Origin of the sequence: Streptococcus parasanguinis (assembly GCF_000963275.1) — a bacterium.
Lineage (GTDB): Bacteria > Bacillota > Bacilli > Lactobacillales > Streptococcaceae > Streptococcus > Streptococcus parasanguinis_B.
In genome coordinates, this window is record NZ_JYOW01000001.1 from 1,890,086 (window position 1) to 1,906,127 (window position 16,042).

The following is a 16,042-nucleotide window of genomic DNA, read 5'->3' on the forward strand; positions in this document are numbered from 1 at the left end:
GTCGCCGTGGTGAAAAGACCAGAACAGCATCTGTTCTGGTCGGGGGAAACTTTGAGACCTTAGGCTCAAAGTTTAGGAATGAAACCGAAGGTTTGCTTCCGTCCCCACCACCTAAGACCATTATCAAAAAAAGAAAAAGGATTAAAAATGAAACCAGTAATTTCCATTATCATGGGCTCAAAATCCGACTGGGCAACCATGCAAAAAGCAGCTGAAGTCCTCGATAACTTCGGCGTCGCTTACGAAAAGAAAGTTGTTTCCGCCCATAGGACGCCTGACCTCATGTTCAAACACGCCGAAGAAGCACGTAGCCGTGGCATCAAGGTCATCATCGCGGGTGCAGGTGGCGCAGCTCACTTGCCAGGGATGGTCGCAGCTAAAACGACCCTTCCGGTTATCGGCGTACCCGTCAAATCACGTGCCCTTAGCGGTGTAGATTCACTTTATTCCATCGTTCAGATGCCAGGTGGAGTGCCTGTCGCAACTATGGCGATCGGTGAAGCAGGTGCGACTAACGCGGCCCTCTTTGCCCTCCGCCTTCTTTCGGTAGAGGACCAGGCTATTGCGACAGCGTTAGCGGATTTCGCAGAAGAACAAGGAAAAATCGCAGAGGAGTCTACAAATGAGCTCAACTAAAACCATTGGGATTATCGGTGGTGGCCAGCTCGGTCAGATGATGGCAATCTCAGCTATCTACATGGGGCACAAGGTTATCGCACTGGATCCAGCAGCTGATTGCCCAGCCTCTCGTGTGGCGGAAATCATCGTAGCTCCTTACGACGACGTGGATGCCCTTCGTCAGTTGGCAGATCGCTGTGATGTTCTCACTTATGAATTTGAAAATGTGGATGCTGATGGTTTGGATGCCGTTATCAAAGATGGACAACTCCCACAAGGGACAGACCTGCTTCGCATCTCCCAAAATCGCATTTTTGAGAAGGACTTTCTTTCCAAGAAGGCACAAGTCACTGTGGCTCCTTACAAGGTCGTGACCTCAAGCAAAGACTTGTCAGATATCGACCTCTCGAAAAACTATGTTCTCAAGACGGCGACCGGTGGTTACGATGGCCATGGTCAGAAGGTCATTCGTTCAGAAGAAGATTTGGAAGAAGCCTATGCGCTAGCTGACTCGGCAGACTGTGTCTTGGAAGAATTTGTCAACTTTGATCTTGAAATTTCGGTCATCGTGTCTGGAAATGGCAAGGACGTGACGGTTTTCCCCGTTCAGGAAAATATCCACCGCAACAACATTCTTTCAAAAACCATTGTGCCTGCTCGCATTTCAGAAAGTCTAGCTGAAAAAGCCAAGGCCATGGCAGTGCGAATCGCAGAACAACTGAACTTGTCTGGAACTCTTTGTGTAGAAATGTTTGCGACAGCTGATGATATCATCGTCAACGAAATCGCGCCACGTCCACACAATTCAGGGCACTACTCAATTGAAGCATGCGACTTCTCTCAGTTTGATACCCACATCTTGGGTGTTCTCGGAGCACCACTCCCAGCAATCCACCTTCATGCGCCTGCTGTCATGCTTAATGTACTCGGCCAACACGTCGAAGCTGCTGAAACATATGTGACAGAAAATCCAAGCGCTCACCTCCACTTATATGGTAAACTAGAAGCAAAGCACAACCGCAAAATGGGACATGTGACTTTGTTTAGTGATGAGCCTGATGAAGTTGAGGAATTTGGGAAAGGGATTGATTTTTAAGTGAAAATAGCGATTCTAGGACTTGGAGTCATCGGGACCACTTATGCCTACGCCTTCCAAAAAGCAGGCCATCAAGTGGAACACGTACTGAGAGATAGTAAGAAAAGCACTGCTCCGAAGGAGTTGTCGGTTGATCTACTAGATGGTCGCTATCATTCCAAAGGTGAAAATAAACACGACACCTATGAGGTTCATGTGGCAGAAGCTGATTCAGAATATGATTTTATTTTTCTGAGTGTGCGACATGGGTTTGTCAAAGAAGCTGTGGAGACCTTGCGAAAAAATAATATCAAAGGTACCCTTGTTTTCTTCTGCAATTTCTGGGATACTCGAAAAGAGGTCCAAGAGTGGGCAGGGGATTACGACTATATTCTGGCCTTTCCGACAGCTGGAGGTCACATGCAGGAGGACCATTTGGATGGTGTCTTGTTTGACCATTTAATGCTAGAAGGTGAGCAAAAAGCACACATTTCTAACTATGCTGATCTGACGACTTTGCTGACTTCTGCAGATTTGAAGTGGGAAGTGCCTCATGATATGGTCGAGTGGATTTGGATTCACATGGCGATTAACGCAGGTGTTACTTCGACAGCTGCGCGTTCGGGAAATCTGGAAAATCCAGAAGAATTGGCTCTGAACTTGATGAATAGTTCTTCGGAATTATCATTAGCTATCAAGGCCATTCGAGAAGCTTTGAAAGTTGTAGAAGCGCGTGGTGTGAATTTGAAACTTTATAAGGCAGAACTCTTACCCTACAAAATTCCGGCTTGGATAGCCGGCAAAGCCATGAAAGTTATGTTTGCGAAAAATGAGCTAACCCGAAAAATCATGACCTTACACAATGATAAACAGGACATCTTCTATTGTTGTCAAAGTGTTTATCAGACTGGTCAGGAGTTAGGTGTGAAGATGCCTATTCTGGAAGCAAATATGAAGGGCATTTCGATTTAGGAGGTTTTTATGATTCAACTTATCGTCAACGCATTTGTTGAAAAAGAGAAGACTGGAGCAGTCGTCGAAGTCTTATATGCTAGTAGCGATCACGAAAAAGTGAAAGCTAAGTATGAAGAGCTGACTGCTCAATACCCTGAAAACTATTTAGCTATCTATGATGTCCCACTGGATACGGATTTGAATACACTCGATCACTATCCATCTGTGTGGATTGGGAAAGAAGAATTTGAGTAAAGCGACAGTCGGTTGCTAACTGATGTAAAACATCAAAAGAAAGGAAAAAACAATGATCGAACGTTACTCTCGCCCAGAAATGGCGAACATTTGGACTGAAGAAAATAAATACCGTGCTTGGCTTGAGGTGGAAATCTTGGCTGACGAAGCCTGGGCTGAATTGGGAGAAATTCCTAAGGAAGATGTGGCTTTGATCCGTGAAAAAGCGGACTTTGACATCGACCGTATTTTGGAGATTGAGCAGCAAACGCGTCACGATGTGGTGGCTTTCACACGTGCGGTTTCTGAAACGCTTGGTGAAGAGCGCAAGTGGGTGCACTATGGTTTGACTTCTACTGACGTGGTCGATACGGCCTATGGTTACCTCTACAAACAAGCCAACGACATCATCCGCAAAGATCTTGAAAACTTCCTTAACATCATCGCTGACAAAGCGAAAGAACACAAGTTCACTATCATGATGGGTCGTACTCATGGTGTGCACGCTGAGCCGACAACTTTTGGTCTTAAATTGGCAACTTGGTACAGCGAAATGAAGCGCAACATCGAGCGTTTCGAGCATGCGGCTACTGGTGTGGAAGCTGGTAAGATTTCTGGTGCGGTTGGTAACTTTGCCAACATCCCACCATTCGTTGAAAAATACGTCTGCGATAAATTGGGTATCCGTGCTCAAGAAATCTCTACACAGGTGCTTCCTCGTGACCTTCACGCTGAGTACTTTGCAGTTCTTGCTAGCATCGCAACTTCTATCGAGCGGATGGCGACTGAAATCCGTGGTCTTCAAAAATCTGAACAACGTGAAGTGGAAGAATTCTTTGCCAAAGGTCAAAAAGGATCTTCAGCAATGCCGCACAAACGTAACCCAATCGGTTCTGAAAACATGACAGGTCTTGCGCGTGTTATCCGTGGTCACATGGTCACAGCTTATGAAAATGTGTCACTCTGGCACGAACGTGATATCTCTCACTCATCAGCTGAGCGCATCATCGCACCAGACACAACCATCTTGATTGACTACATGCTCAACCGTTTCGGAAACATCGTTAAGAACTTGACAGTCTTCCCAGAAAACATGATTCGCAACATGAACTCTACATTTGGTTTGATCTTCAGCCAACGTGCCATGTTGACTTTGATTGAAAAAGGGATGACACGTGAGCAAGCTTACGACCTTGTTCAACCGAAGACTGCCCAATCATGGGATAACCAAGTAGACTTCAAACCACTTCTTGAAGCAGATCCAGAAGTAACTTCACGTCTCACTCAAGAAGAAATCGACGAAATCTTCAACCCAACTTACTACACCAAACGGGTGGATGAAATCTTCGAACGCATCGGTTTGGGTGACTAGTCGCAACGAAAAAGGGAATTTGAAAAATAGACGAAAGAGGCTGGGCAAAAACTGTCCAGCCTTTGATGTTTGATAAGACTAACTGCAAGACGCAGTGGTTGAGTGGGGTCTAATACGCTGATTTCATCAGCTTTTACAGCCCTACTCAACTGTGCGGAGGTGGGACGACGAAATCGAATTCTAACGAATTACCGATTTCTGTCCCACTCTCTTTTTAAACTTTTTATAGCTAAACTATCACTAATTATATATATTTTTAAAGAGGTCTTTAGAAATCGTTTTTAACATGCTATACTGGAGCTATAAAAAAGACCGAGATGTCTCAGTCTTTTTGGTTCTTAGTGATCGCGGTCACAGGAGATGAACTTGATCTTGTAGTAGTCACCGCGTTTATAGGTTTCCGTGTATTCAAGGATTTGGCCAGTCGCTTCTAGCTTGGTCGTCTTCACTTGTTTGACCGTTGGGAAATTTTCATCGATCTTCAATACTTTAGCAATCTTGCTTGGTGTAGGAAAGACGATTTCGTTGACTTCTTCGAAGTGCTCGTCATTCATATGAATGTGATAGTCTTCTTTGAAGCGATCATAGATAGAGCTGTAGTATTCCAAATTTGGATAGTTTGGATTGATGTATTGTTCAGGAACATAGGTTTGGTGGAAGATATAGGTATCATCCCCTGTCTGGCGAGTCCGTTCGATCTTATAGTAGAATTGCGTTGGGTTGAGGCCTAGTTTGTCTAGGATGCTTAAGGTATTTCCACGTTTAATAGAGAGAACTTTGACTTTGGCCTTTTGGATTGGGAAGGTCTCAACATCTGAAAATTCAACCAGTTTGTGTTTTCGAGCACGAGAAACAAAGGTTCCTTTTCCTTGCTGACGGACAATGTAGCCATCAGCAGCGAGGTCGTTCAAAGCACGGACAACGGTGATAGAGCTGACATCATAAATTTTAATGAGTTCAGCTTCAGTATAAAATTTATCTCCATTTTCAAATTTTCCGGAGATAATTTGCTGCTTCAATTCATCTTTGATGTGTTGGTACTTTGGAATTGCCATAGTGCTACCTCTCTTTAGATTTCTCTTATTTAACCCTATTTTAACATATTTTTTATAAAAGTGTTGACATTTTTTAAATAATTTATTATATTAATAAATGAAAAGGGTTACATATAAGAAAGGGGGGCGTTTATGGGAGTTTTTGAGATTCGCGATGCTTTCTATTTAAAAGATCAACCCTTCAAGATTTTATCCGGAGCGATCCATTATTTCCGAATTGACCCAGCAGACTGGTATCATTCCTTGTATAATCTAAAGGCATTGGGGTTCAACACGGTTGAAACCTATGTCCCTTGGAATGCGCATGAACCCCGCAAAGGGCAGTTTGACTTTAGTGGTCGATTGGATCTAGAGCGTTTCATTCAAACAGCCCAATCCCTTGGACTTTACATGATTGTAAGGCCGTCGCCCTTTATCTGTGCAGAGTGGGAATTTGGTGGATTACCAGCCTGGCTCTTAGAAGAAGACCTGCGAATCCGCTCATCAGACCCAGCCTTTATCGAAGCAGTGGATCGTTATTATGAACGCTTGCTTGGGTTGTTGACACCCTACCAAGTGGATCAGGGTGGTCCAATCCTCATGATGCAGGTGGAAAATGAGTACGGCTCTTATGGAGAGGATAAGGATTATCTTCGTGCCATTCGGGATTTGATGAAGGAAAAAGGCGTGACCTGTCCCCTCTTTACATCAGATGGACCATGGCGAGCAACGCTAAGAACAGGAACCTTGATCGAAGAAGACCTCTTTGTGACGGGAAACTTCGGTTCCAAAGCAGCCTATAACTTCGGTCAGATGAAAGAATTCTTTGACGAATACGGCAAGAAATGGCCCTTGATGTGTATGGAATTCTGGGATGGCTGGTTTACCCGCTGGAAGGAACCCGTGATTCAAAGGGACCCAGAGGAGTTGGCAGAAGCTGTCCATGAGGTCTTGGAGCTTGGTTCCATCAACCTCTATATGTTTCATGGCGGAACCAATTTCGGCTTCATGAATGGTTGCTCAGCTCGGGGAACGCTAGACTTGCCACAGGTGACGTCCTATGACTATGGGGCTTTGCTCAATGAGCAGGGCAATCCGACGGAGAAGTATGATGCTATTCAAAAAATGATGGCGACCTATTATCCGGAATACCCACAGCAAGAACCACTCATCAAAAAGTGTTTGCCAGAACAAACCTTGCAATTGGTAGCCAAGACTAGTCTTTTTGGAAATCTGGACAATTTGGCTCAGGTTGAGACCAGCCTTTATCCCGAAAAGATGGAGGAGTTGGGGCAAACCACAGGTTATCTCCTATATGAGACAGACCTTGAGTTGGATGCGGAAGAAGAAAAACTGCGCATCATTGATGGTCGGGATCGGGTACAGATTTACCTAGATGATCAACATGTAGCAACACAATACCAAACAGAGATCGGTGAAGATCTTTTTATCAAAGGAAAAAAGAAAGCGGTTACGAATTTAAAAATCTTGCTTGAGAATATGGGACGTGTCAACTATGGGCACAAGCTCTTAGCTGATAGCCAGCACAAGGGCATTCGCACAGGTGTCTGTGTGGATTTGCATTTCCACCTTCATTGGAAGCAGTACCCACTGGATTTACAAGATCTCAGTCAGCTCGATTTTTCAAAGGAATGGCAGGCAGGTGCTCCATCATTTTACCGATATGATTTTCAGCTGGACCACACCCTTGATACTTATCTGGATATGACAGGATTTGGGAAAGGGGTCGTCTTTGTCAACGGCCACAACCTTGGTCGTTTCTGGGAGGTCGGACCGACCACTTCACTTTACGTGCCTCATGGTTTCCTCAAAGAAGGAGCCAATAGCCTGATCGTCTTTGAGACAGAAGGGCGTTACCAAGAGACACTTCAACTTGTTCAACAACCTACATTCAAAGAAGTAAAGGGGGAAAACTTATGACTATTGTAGGATGCCGTATCGATGGACGTTTGATCCACGGGCAGGTAGCCAATCTTTGGACTACCAAACTAAATGTTTCACGTATCATGGTGATCGATGATGAAGTCGCTCAAAATGATATCGAAAAAAGTGGCTTGAAACTAGCGACACCACCTGGTGTTAAGCTTAGTATCTTGCCAGTCGCAAAGGCTGCGGAAAATATCTTGGCTGGAAAATATGATAGCCAACGACTCTTTATCGTAGCTCGCAAACCAGATCGTTTCCTTCGTTTGATCGAAGCAGGCGTTCAGCTTGAAACACTAAATGTCGGCAATATGTCTCAATCCGATGAGACGCGTGCGATTACCCGCTCGATCAATGTGGTGGACGCGGACGTGGAAGACTTTAACAAGATCCACGAAAAAGGTGTGAAGATTACGTCTCAGATGGTGCCAAACGACACTGCAGAAGACTTTATGAAGTTATTAAAGTAAAAGAAAATTTTTAGGAGGAAATTGTCATGATACAATGGTGGCAAATTTTACTACTTACTTTGTACTCAGCTTATCAAATCTGTGATGAGTTGACGATTGTTTCATCAGCAGGATCACCAGTCTTTGCTGGTTTCATTACAGGACTTGTCATGGGGGATTTAAAGACAGGTCTATTTATCGGAGCTTCTCTTCAATTGACAGTGCTCGGTGTAGGTACTTTCGGTGGAGCTTCTCGTATTGACGCAACATCTGGTGCCGTTCTTGCGACTGCCTTCTCAGTAGCAAAAGGGATTGATCCAGAGATTGCTATTGCTACAATCGCTGTGCCGGTAGCAACTTTGTTGACCTACTTTGATATTCTTGGTCGTATGACTACAACTTACTTCGCTCACCGTGTAGATGCTGCGATCGAACGTTACGACTATAAAGGAATTGAACGCAACTACCTTCTTGGTGCTGTTCCTTGGGCTCTTTCTCGTGCCCTTCCAGTCTTCTTGGCTCTTGCATTTGGTGGTTCTTTCGTAGAAACTGTTGTTACAGGTCTTGCTAATGTACAATGGTTGGCAAACGGTCTGAAACTCGCAGGTCAAATGCTTCCAGGTCTTGGATTTGCGATCTTGCTTCGTTACCTTCCTGTTCGTCGTAACCTTCACTATCTTGCACTTGGCTTTGGCTTAACAGCAATGTTGACAGTGCTTTATAGCAATGTTCAAAGCCTTGGTGCTGCAGTGTCTAGCATTGTTGGTTCTGATGTGTTCGCTAAACTTCCAAAAGAACAAGCTATTACTTTTGTTAACAACTTCAAGAGTGTATCTATGATTGGTATTGCCATTATCGGTATCTTCCTTGCAGTACAACACTTCAAAAACAGTCAACGTACAGTCGTAGCTGCTCCAGTAACTGAATCAGAAAGCGGGGAAATTGAAGATGACGAATTCTAATTACAAACTAACAAAAGAAGATTTTAAACAAATCAACAAACGTAGCCTCTTCACCTTCCAATTGGGTTGGAACTACGAACGGATGCAGGCTTCTGGTTACCTTTATATGCTTTTACCTCAGTTGCGTAAAATGTATGGTGATGGCACTCCAGAATTGAAAGAAATGATGAAATTGCATACGCAATTCTTCAATACTTCACCATTCTTCCACACCATTATCACTGGTTTTGACCTTGCTTTGGAAGAAAAAGATGGTGTCAAATCAAAAGATGCCGTGAACGGGATCAAGACAGGTCTCATGGGACCATTCGCTCCTCTTGGAGACTCAATCTTTGGATCATTGGTACCAGCTATTATGGGTTCAATCGCAGCAACTTTGGCTGTTGCAGGAAACCCAGCCGGTATCTTCTTGTGGATCGCTGTGGCAGTTGCTTATGACATTTTCCGTTGGAAACAATTGGAATTTGCCTATAAAGAAGGGGTTAACCTCATCAACAACATGCAAAGTACCTTGACAGCTTTGATCGATGCAGCTGCCGTTCTGGGTATCTTCATGGTTGGTGCCTTGATTGCCAGCATGATTGGTGTTGAAGTTTCTTGGACTCCACACATTGGGGACAAAGCGATTGAAATTCAAGATATGCTCAACCTTATCTTCCCACGTTTGGTACCAGCTATCATCACAGGTGTAATCTACTGGTTGCTTGGACGGAAGGGTATGAACTCTACAAAAGCTATCTTGCTCATCATCCTTGCAGCAATCGCATTCTCAGCATTTGGCCACTTCTTCTTTGGAATGGCATAATGGAGTAAGGTATGGCAAAACACCTAGTATTGGTCAGTCATGGTCGCTTCTGTGAAGAGCTCAAAGCCAGTACAGAAATGATTATGGGACCACAAGAATCCATCCATACAGTTGCACTCTTACCAGAAGAAGGGCCAGAAGACTTTACTGCTAAGTTTGAAGCAACAGTTCAAGGCCTAGAAGACTATATTGTATTTGCAGATCTCTTAGGAGGGACTCCTTGCAACACTGTGAGCCGCTTGATCCTTGAAGGACGTGCGATTGACTTATACGCAGGGATGAATCTTCCGATGGTTATCGAATTCATCAATAGCAGTCTGATTGGTAGCGAAGGGGACTACCCTGAACGTGCAAAAGAAAGTATTGTCAAGGTCAATGACCTCTTGTCAAACCTTGATGATGATGAAGATGAGTAGGTTGGTATGGGAGTCTGGGAGCATCATCTCAGGCTCCTTTCCCATTTATCAACGTTAGATTGTAGAAAGGAACAACAGGTTCTATGTTAGACTATACAAAAGAAGACTTGCAGGAGCTAGGAGCAGAGATCACAACACGTGAGATTTACCAACAACCAAGTGTTTGGAAAGAAACGGCTCGCTTGTACCAAGAAAGAAAAGCGGAAATCAAAGCTTTCTTAGAAAAGATTGGGCAAGAGCATGACTATATCAAGGTCATCTTGACAGGGGCAGGAACCTCAGCATATGTGGGGGATACCTTGGTTCCTTACTTGCAGGAAGTGCACGATGAACGCCACTGGAATTTTCAATCCATTGCGACGACGGATATCGTAGCTCATCCTCAAACCTATTTGAAAAAAGAGGTTCCGACGATTTTAGTATCTTTTGCCCGGAGTGGCAATTCGCCAGAAAGTGTCGCAACCGTGCAGTTGGCCCAAGGCTTGGTCGATGAACTTTATCAGATCACCATTACCTGTGCCGAAGAAGGAAAACTGGCCCAGCAAGCCCACGGAGATGAGCGCAATCTCTTGCTCTTACAGCCGAAAGAAACCAACGATGCTGGTTTTGCCATGACCTCTAGCTTTACCTCCATGCTCTTGACAGCTCTCTTGGTCTTTGATCCAAGCGAGGAAGAGATGAAAGAAAAACGAGTAGAAGAACTGATTCATCTGTCAGAGCAAATCTTGGAGAAGGACCGTGCGGTCAAAGAAGTGGTCGATCTAGACTTCGAGCGCGTGATCTACCTGGGGGCAGGACCTTTCTTTGGCCTAGCCCATGAAGCCCAGCTCAAGATTTTGGAATTAACAGCAGGCAAAATCGCAACCATGTATGAGAGTCCTGTCGGTTTCCGTCACGGTCCAAAATCCCTCATCAATGACCAGACTCTCGTCTTGGTCTTTGGATCCATTGATCCTTATACCCGTCAGTATGATCTGGACTTGGTTCGCGAAGTTGCAGGAGATCGGATTGCCCGTCAAGTTGTCCTCTTGACCGATCAAGCTGCAGGGATCGAGCATGTACGGGAAGTGTTGGTGAAAGCATCAGCAGACTCCCTAGATATCTACCGTGCCTTCCCATACATTATCTACGGTCAGTTGATTTCTCTCTTGACTTCGCTCAAGGTGCAAAATCGCCCAGACACGCCATCACCAACTGGTACCGTCAATCGGGTTGTTCAAGGGGTGATCATTCATCCATTTCATAAAGAATAGCCACTAATTTTCTATAAAAAGTGGAGTGTTTCTTCTTGTGAAACTGATACAATGGAGAAAAACAGTGAGAGGAGAAGGTTTGTGAAACAGTATCAAGAAAGCGTGTTTGGGAAATGGCAGAATCAAGAGGTTCGGGCTTATCGCCTCGAAAATGACAAGGGTTACCAATTATCTGTCATGACCTATGGGGCGACGATCTTAGAATATGTGACACCTGATAAAGAAGACCATTTTACGAATATTATTCTAGGCTTTGATCGCTTTGAGGACTATGTGGGCAATAGCCCTAAATATGGGGCTAGTATTGGCCCGGTAGCAGGCCGGATTGCAGGGGCAAGTTTTGAACTCAATGGAGAGACCTATCACTTGGAAGCCAATAATGGTACCAACTGCAACCACAGTGGATCAACAGGCTGGGACAGCGCTTTGTTTAGCGTGGAGTCGGTAACGGATCAGGAAATTACCCTATACACAGAACGTGCAGATGGAACCGGTGGTTTCCCTGGAAATCTCAAGGTCTGGGTAACCTATGGTTTGACGGAAGATGGTGAACTTGAGATTGCCTATCGGGTAGAAACGGATCAAGATACCTTGGTCAACCCGACCAACCACAGCTATTTCAACCTATCAGGCAACTTCACCCAGCCGATCAATGACCATGTCTTTCAGATCAACCATCAAGGGCTTTACCCTATCCATCCAGACGGTGTTCCTCTTCAGACCGTGGATAGAGAAAGTCCGGTTGTCCAGCATCTCTACCAAGCAATGCTCTTGGAGGATCTTTTTAAGGACTCTGATCCGCAAATCCGTCTGGTAGAAGGATTAGACCATCCATTTGCTCTTCCAGAAGGGCATGAAAATGCCGGCTTTCTTTACCATCAGCCATCTGGACGTTTTTTGACCTTTAAGTCAGAAGCCCCAGCCTTGGTGGTATATTCAGCCAATTTCGTAGACGAAACTGTTCATCTGCAAGGCCAACCAATGGTTCAGCACAATGGCTTGGCTCTAGAATTCCAAACAGTGCCAGATGCCATTCACAGTGACCAAGCTGAAAAGGTCATCTTGAGAGCAGGTCAAGTCTTCACCAGCAAGACTAGCTACCATGCCATCGCTAAGAAATAAGGAGGAAAGGGGTGACCCAAACAAGGATGTGAAATTCTTGCTTGGGACCTCCTCTTTTTCTCGAAAAAAATTTTTTAGAAAAACTATAAGGAAAGTTTAAGCTTCCTATCGTATACTAATACCATCATCAAAGACCTCCTAACTTTGAATGATAAAACTCCTAAAACTTTTTCATAATAATCTCCCTATAAGAGCCACCAAAACCGGTGGCTTTTTTCTGGGAGTGAGACAGAACAATTTTTTAAAATTGTTCGTTGTCTCACCCCCGCACAGTTGATTAGGTAATCTTTGGAGCTATAAGAGCGAACAAAGATACCAATCAACCACTGCGTTATGTAATTATTACTAAACCTATTTCATCTAACCAAGCCTGATAGGGACGTAGACGAGCTTAGGTACATTGACGCAGTTCGAACGCAAGTGAGAACTACGATCTTTAAAAAATTAATGAGGTGAACTCAGAGAGTTCAACCGAACCAAAGGTACCGAAGTATTTTAATAGAGCGTAAGCTCTTTATTTTTTTGCACAGAAAAAAGCTCCTTGAGAAAATCTCAAGGAGCAGTGGAATGACTACTTGCCCGTTGCATCAGACACTTTTTTGAATTTTGCTGAAATAATCGTATTTAGATTATTCCGTCCATCGCGTTGCTCAATCGTCAACGTTAAAATATCTCCATCAATAGAGTATTTATACGTAGTTTCTTTAGCGACAGGTCCAATGGACATGGTTGCAAGTTGCACAATATTGATAGCTTCTGGGAAGATAATCGTTTGGTTTGCTGTATCTAATTTACCGTTCTTCAAGACAGAATGAATTTTAGCATTACCTTTATCAAATTCATAAGTTGTATTGGGCAAGTCCTTAGCGCCATCCTGTAGATTGACTGATAATTTGGTAAATTGATCTTTAATATATTCGTCTTTCGTTTGAGTCACTTTAGATGCATCTTTTTGTTTTAAGTAATCGTAGAACCTTCCAAAACCATCTGCTAGAGATACAGTATAGTCGAATTCAACAGATGTATCTGTAATGTTCAACGTTGGTTTTAAATCTTTCCATGCCTCAGGATAGATCAGCTTGATAGCCGAATCATCATTGTCAAAATCTTTAAAGGCTAAGCTACGTTCAAGAGCTGGTCGGAAGTCGATGGCTTGCCATTTTCCTTCAATTGGAACGGGGTCTTTTTGAGTAGTGCTTCCTTTACGTTTGAAGTGTAGTTCATAGTGAACTGGAAGATTATTTTTCTTCGCTTTTCCGTCAATCGTGACATAAAGCATGTCGTCTTTTAATTTGTAGTGATATGTGTTTGGCGAAACGCGATTTTCACCGAATGAGAAGAAGAATGAGTTTGCTACGGAAAGTCCTTCATCAAAGGTCATTGTTTTGGCACCTTGATCAATAGAACCCGTTGCTTCGTAGCTAAACACGCCAGTATCTTTATTCATGCTGACTTTGTATTTCTTAAAGTCGCTTGCAAATCCTTCATGAGAGTCATACATGATTTTTTTGAATTCTTCTTCAGTCTTGCCTCTAGCTTCTGTTGTGACAGTGGAGAAAGCTTTAATAAAGTTATCAATGTTATAGTCGTATTTAATGGTTGCCGTGTTGTTTTCAATCTTCATGTCCATTTTGAAGTCTTTAACAGATTCAAGCAAGTGTGCAAAGTGGATTCCATGGAGGGTATAGGCTCCGATGGATTCCGTTAAAGCATCGAGAGTATCGACTAATTCCCATTCGCCATCAATCGTTTCGACTTTTGCTGTTTCTGTTTTAGCAGCATTTTTAGAGCCACTTTGTTTTTGAGAACAAGAAGCTAGTAGGAAGACTGAGAACAGAGCAACGAATGCTAAAAATAATTTTTTATAACGTCTAATCATCGTTAGACCTCCTTAAAATAGATGATTGTATTACGCTTATATTATACGTTCAACACAATTGTTTTGCAAGGGCTTTCAAACAAATCGCAATTTTGTTTTGTAACTTGACCGATTATTCAACATAAGAAACGGGAAAATTGTATGTAGCAGAGTCCCCAATAGATGAGATTCTCAAGGCTTCCTAAATTATTTTTTTGCACAGAAAAGAGGCTGGGACAAAAGTCCTAGCCTCTCAATTATTTTTGGATTGTCGAGCAAGACGCAGTGGTTGAGTGGGCTCTAATACGCTGATTTCATCAGCTTTTACAGCCCTACTCAACTGTGCGGAGGTTGGACGACGAAATCGAATTCTAACGAATTACCGATTTCTGTCTCACTCTCAGTGAGTTATTTAATTAGTTTTAGGATCTGAAACTTTCTTGAATTTCATCGGATAAACGAGATGTGCTCCTGTTTCTTCGAATGTTTTCTCAGCATACATTGTAAGGATATCACCATTCAATTCGTAGTGATAAGTAATTGGTACGTCTGTAGAATTAATATAAAGAGGTAGAACTCCAAAGATGTTTGGAACTTCAGGGAATACGATCGTTTTTGCATTCTCGTTTAAAACCCCATCATTTAACGTTGCAGTTAACACTTTTGTATCGTTATCAAACGTTCCAGTTTGATGTTTAAAACTTCCAAATTTCTTTTCTCTTACGCCTAGAAGGATGGCAGTAGCTTCTTCTTTTGTAGGGTATTTATCTTTATTCTGTTCAGCATAAAAATCAATATACTTATTCATATCGGCACTATAAGAATAAGTTACATCTGTTCCTGTAATTTTTAGAGTCGGAACGATATCTTGGAAGGCTTCAGTAACCTTTAATCGACTATTAGCATCACCATAATAAATTAAGAAAGTACGTTCCACGGTATCTCTAAAATCTACAGCTCTCCAGTCTCCTTCGAGTGAGACTGGAGTCGGTGCTACTGTGGTAGTTTCTGCAACTGTTGTAGTCTCAGCGGTTGTTTGTTGTTGCTGTTGCTGTTGTTTCTGTTGCCCACATCCTGATACAAATAGAAGAGCAAGAAGGGAAAACATCCATAGGGAACTTTTTTTCATATTGTTCATGATTGATCACTCCTTCTAATGTTTGTCTCCTACGTAATTGAAACGAAGACGTATTACTCTAAAATGACTTTGTTCATCATTACCTTCAGCATAAAGTGTTATTTGGTTACCTTCAACGGTGTAAGTATAAGTAATTGGTACAAGCGAGTTATACGTGGTTCCCATAACAATTCTACTTAAAAATGTAGGTGTTTCAGGGAACGTAATAGTGTGTTTCTGCGTATCGATTTCTCCAGTTAGAGAGTAATCATAGGCATAATTAGGTTCGTCAAGAGTAATCTTTGTATGTTTCAAATTTGGAATATAATTCTTAAATTCAGCAGTTTTATTTTTTAAATACGATTCATAATTCGCTTTGTTCTCTCCTGTTGCAAATGCTTGATCCTCATACAGTTCTCTGTAATCAAAATGGTACTTCAATTCAACGGTTTTGTCTTTAATGGTCATCGTCATCTTAACCTTATCGAAGTCATCAAGCATTAGTCCAGCGGCAAGTTTTTTGATATTAGAAGCTAGGAATACTTTCTGAATGGTCATTTGTTGGTCAGTCCATTCCCAAGTTCCTTGTTGATCCTTTGTAAGATCTTGTGGTGCTTTTATTGTTTGAGGAGATTTATCTGTTTGAGAAGACTTATTTGTTTTAGAAGACTGCGATGGAGAAGACTGACATCCCGCAATAAGGAGCACTGCAAAGAATGCCAAGAAACCGAAAAGGATCTTCTTTGTTTTAGTAAACATAAATTTACCTCCGAAACGTTGTTGCTTTAATTTTATCATTAAAGGAAATAATTATAAAGTGAAATGGTGA

Annotated in this window: 16 protein-coding genes; 12 read left to right on the plus strand and 4 right to left on the minus strand. The window is 42.8% G+C overall.

Going from position 1 to position 16,042, the window contains the following annotated elements; translation table 11 throughout:
• Positions 1-147 precede the first annotated feature (147 nt).
• From purE to purB, 5 genes are read left to right on the plus strand one after another with little or no spacing between them, the layout of a single operon-like run.
• On the plus strand, positions 148-636 hold the full coding sequence (purE, locus tag TZ97_RS08955; protein ID WP_003015335.1) for a 5-(carboxyamino)imidazole ribonucleotide mutase: 489 nt from the start codon (positions 148-150) through the stop codon (positions 634-636).
• A complete protein-coding gene (gene purK / locus TZ97_RS08960; RefSeq protein WP_045760091.1) occupies positions 623-1,714 on the plus strand; it encodes a 5-(carboxyamino)imidazole ribonucleotide synthase in 1,092 nt (363 codons plus the stop codon). The genes purE and purK overlap by 14 nt, the downstream gene beginning before the upstream one ends.
• Complete coding sequence (locus TZ97_RS08965) at positions 1,715-2,665, plus strand: ketopantoate reductase family protein (RefSeq protein ID WP_045760092.1); 951 nt, start codon at positions 1,715-1,717, stop codon at positions 2,663-2,665.
• Between the two features lie 9 nt (positions 2,666-2,674).
• Positions 2,675-2,902 carry a hypothetical protein gene (locus tag TZ97_RS08970; RefSeq protein WP_045760093.1) on the plus strand — a complete coding sequence of 76 codons (228 nt, stop codon included), beginning with the start codon at positions 2,675-2,677 and terminating at the stop codon, positions 2,900-2,902.
• 52 nt (positions 2,903-2,954) lie between these two features.
• Positions 2,955-4,253 (plus strand): adenylosuccinate lyase, encoded by a 1,299-nt coding sequence (purB, locus tag TZ97_RS08975; protein ID WP_045760094.1) that lies wholly within the window; start codon positions 2,955-2,957, stop codon positions 4,251-4,253.
• 338 nt (positions 4,254-4,591) lie between these two features.
• On the opposite strand, the gene TZ97_RS08980 is transcribed toward purB, so the two are convergent.
• Entirely contained in the window at positions 4,592-5,308 is a 717-nt protein-coding gene (locus TZ97_RS08980; RefSeq protein ID WP_023920049.1) for a GntR family transcriptional regulator, read from the minus strand.
• A 132-nt stretch (positions 5,309-5,440) separates the two neighbouring features.
• Between TZ97_RS08980 and TZ97_RS08985 the strand changes: the two genes are divergently transcribed.
• From TZ97_RS08985 to TZ97_RS09015, 7 genes are all read left to right on the plus strand, one after another.
• Positions 5,441-7,228 (plus strand): glycoside hydrolase family 35 protein, encoded by a 1,788-nt coding sequence (locus TZ97_RS08985; RefSeq protein WP_045760095.1) that lies wholly within the window; start codon positions 5,441-5,443, stop codon positions 7,226-7,228.
• Positions 7,225-7,701 carry a PTS system mannose/fructose/N-acetylgalactosamine-transporter subunit IIB gene (locus TZ97_RS08990; protein WP_003009322.1) on the plus strand — a complete coding sequence of 159 codons (477 nt, stop codon included), beginning with the start codon at positions 7,225-7,227 and terminating at the stop codon, positions 7,699-7,701. Before TZ97_RS08985 ends, TZ97_RS08990 begins: the two co-directional genes overlap by 4 nt.
• A gap of 26 nt (positions 7,702-7,727) precedes the next feature.
• The gene (locus TZ97_RS08995) at positions 7,728-8,642 is read left to right on the plus strand and encodes a PTS mannose/fructose/sorbose/N-acetylgalactosamine transporter subunit IIC (RefSeq protein ID WP_045760096.1); all 915 of its coding nucleotides are present in this window, start codon (positions 7,728-7,730) and stop codon (positions 8,640-8,642) included.
• A complete protein-coding gene (locus TZ97_RS09000; RefSeq protein ID WP_045760097.1) occupies positions 8,629-9,447 on the plus strand; it encodes a PTS system mannose/fructose/sorbose family transporter subunit IID in 819 nt (272 codons plus the stop codon). Before TZ97_RS08995 ends, TZ97_RS09000 begins: the two co-directional genes overlap by 14 nt.
• Positions 9,448-9,458: 11 nt before the next feature.
• A complete protein-coding gene (locus tag TZ97_RS09005) occupies positions 9,459-9,863 on the plus strand; it encodes a PTS sugar transporter subunit IIA (RefSeq protein ID WP_045760098.1) in 405 nt (134 codons plus the stop codon).
• Positions 9,864-9,946: 83 nt separating this feature from the next.
• Positions 9,947-11,116 carry an SIS domain-containing protein gene (locus TZ97_RS09010; RefSeq protein WP_045760099.1) on the plus strand — a complete coding sequence of 390 codons (1,170 nt, stop codon included), beginning with the start codon at positions 9,947-9,949 and terminating at the stop codon, positions 11,114-11,116.
• 81 nt (positions 11,117-11,197) lie between these two features.
• A complete protein-coding gene (locus tag TZ97_RS09015) occupies positions 11,198-12,238 on the plus strand; it encodes an aldose epimerase family protein (RefSeq protein ID WP_045760100.1) in 1,041 nt (346 codons plus the stop codon).
• 571 nt (positions 12,239-12,809) lie between these two features.
• On the opposite strand, the gene TZ97_RS09020 is transcribed toward TZ97_RS09015, so the two are convergent.
• The 3 genes from TZ97_RS09020 to TZ97_RS09030 all read right to left on the minus strand — a co-directional run bounded on the left by TZ97_RS09020 (position 12,810) and on the right by TZ97_RS09030 (position 15,972).
• Positions 12,810-14,117 carry a hypothetical protein gene (locus tag TZ97_RS09020; RefSeq protein WP_045760101.1) on the minus strand — a complete coding sequence of 436 codons (1,308 nt, stop codon included), beginning with the start codon at positions 14,115-14,117 and terminating at the stop codon, positions 12,810-12,812.
• Between the two features lie 391 nt (positions 14,118-14,508).
• Positions 14,509-15,234 carry a hypothetical protein gene (locus tag TZ97_RS09025; protein ID WP_045760102.1) on the minus strand — a complete coding sequence of 242 codons (726 nt, stop codon included), beginning with the start codon at positions 15,232-15,234 and terminating at the stop codon, positions 14,509-14,511.
• 15 nt (positions 15,235-15,249) lie between these two features.
• The gene (locus TZ97_RS09030) at positions 15,250-15,972 is read right to left on the minus strand and encodes a hypothetical protein (protein WP_235287931.1); all 723 of its coding nucleotides are present in this window, start codon (positions 15,970-15,972) and stop codon (positions 15,250-15,252) included.
• Positions 15,973-16,042: the final 70 nt, after the last annotated feature.

Bases quoted from the DNA above. Each gene is read 5' to 3' on its own strand.
- purE (WP_003015335.1), top strand. From the start codon at position 148: ATGAAACCAGTAATTTCCATTATCATGGGCTCAAAATCCGACTGGGCA.
- purK (WP_045760091.1), top strand. From the start codon at position 623: ATGAGCTCAACTAAAACCATTGGGATTATCGGTGGTGGCCAGCTCGGT.
- TZ97_RS08970 (WP_045760093.1), top strand. From the start codon at position 2,675: ATGATTCAACTTATCGTCAACGCATTTGTTGAAAAAGAGAAGACTGGA.
- purB (WP_045760094.1), top strand. From the start codon at position 2,955: ATGATCGAACGTTACTCTCGCCCAGAAATGGCGAACATTTGGACTGAA.
- TZ97_RS08980 (WP_023920049.1), bottom strand. From the start codon at position 5,308: ATGGCAATTCCAAAGTACCAACACATCAAAGATGAATTGAAGCAGCAA.
- TZ97_RS08985 (WP_045760095.1), top strand. From the start codon at position 5,441: ATGGGAGTTTTTGAGATTCGCGATGCTTTCTATTTAAAAGATCAACCC.
- TZ97_RS08990 (WP_003009322.1), top strand. From the start codon at position 7,225: ATGACTATTGTAGGATGCCGTATCGATGGACGTTTGATCCACGGGCAG.
- TZ97_RS08995 (WP_045760096.1), top strand. From the start codon at position 7,728: ATGATACAATGGTGGCAAATTTTACTACTTACTTTGTACTCAGCTTAT.
- TZ97_RS09000 (WP_045760097.1), top strand. From the start codon at position 8,629: ATGACGAATTCTAATTACAAACTAACAAAAGAAGATTTTAAACAAATC.
- TZ97_RS09005 (WP_045760098.1), top strand. From the start codon at position 9,459: ATGGCAAAACACCTAGTATTGGTCAGTCATGGTCGCTTCTGTGAAGAG.
- TZ97_RS09010 (WP_045760099.1), top strand. From the start codon at position 9,947: ATGTTAGACTATACAAAAGAAGACTTGCAGGAGCTAGGAGCAGAGATC.
- TZ97_RS09020 (WP_045760101.1), bottom strand. From the start codon at position 14,117: ATGATTAGACGTTATAAAAAATTATTTTTAGCATTCGTTGCTCTGTTC.
- TZ97_RS09025 (WP_045760102.1), bottom strand. From the start codon at position 15,234: ATGAACAATATGAAAAAAAGTTCCCTATGGATGTTTTCCCTTCTTGCT.
- TZ97_RS09030 (WP_235287931.1), bottom strand. From the start codon at position 15,972: ATGTTTACTAAAACAAAGAAGATCCTTTTCGGTTTCTTGGCATTCTTT.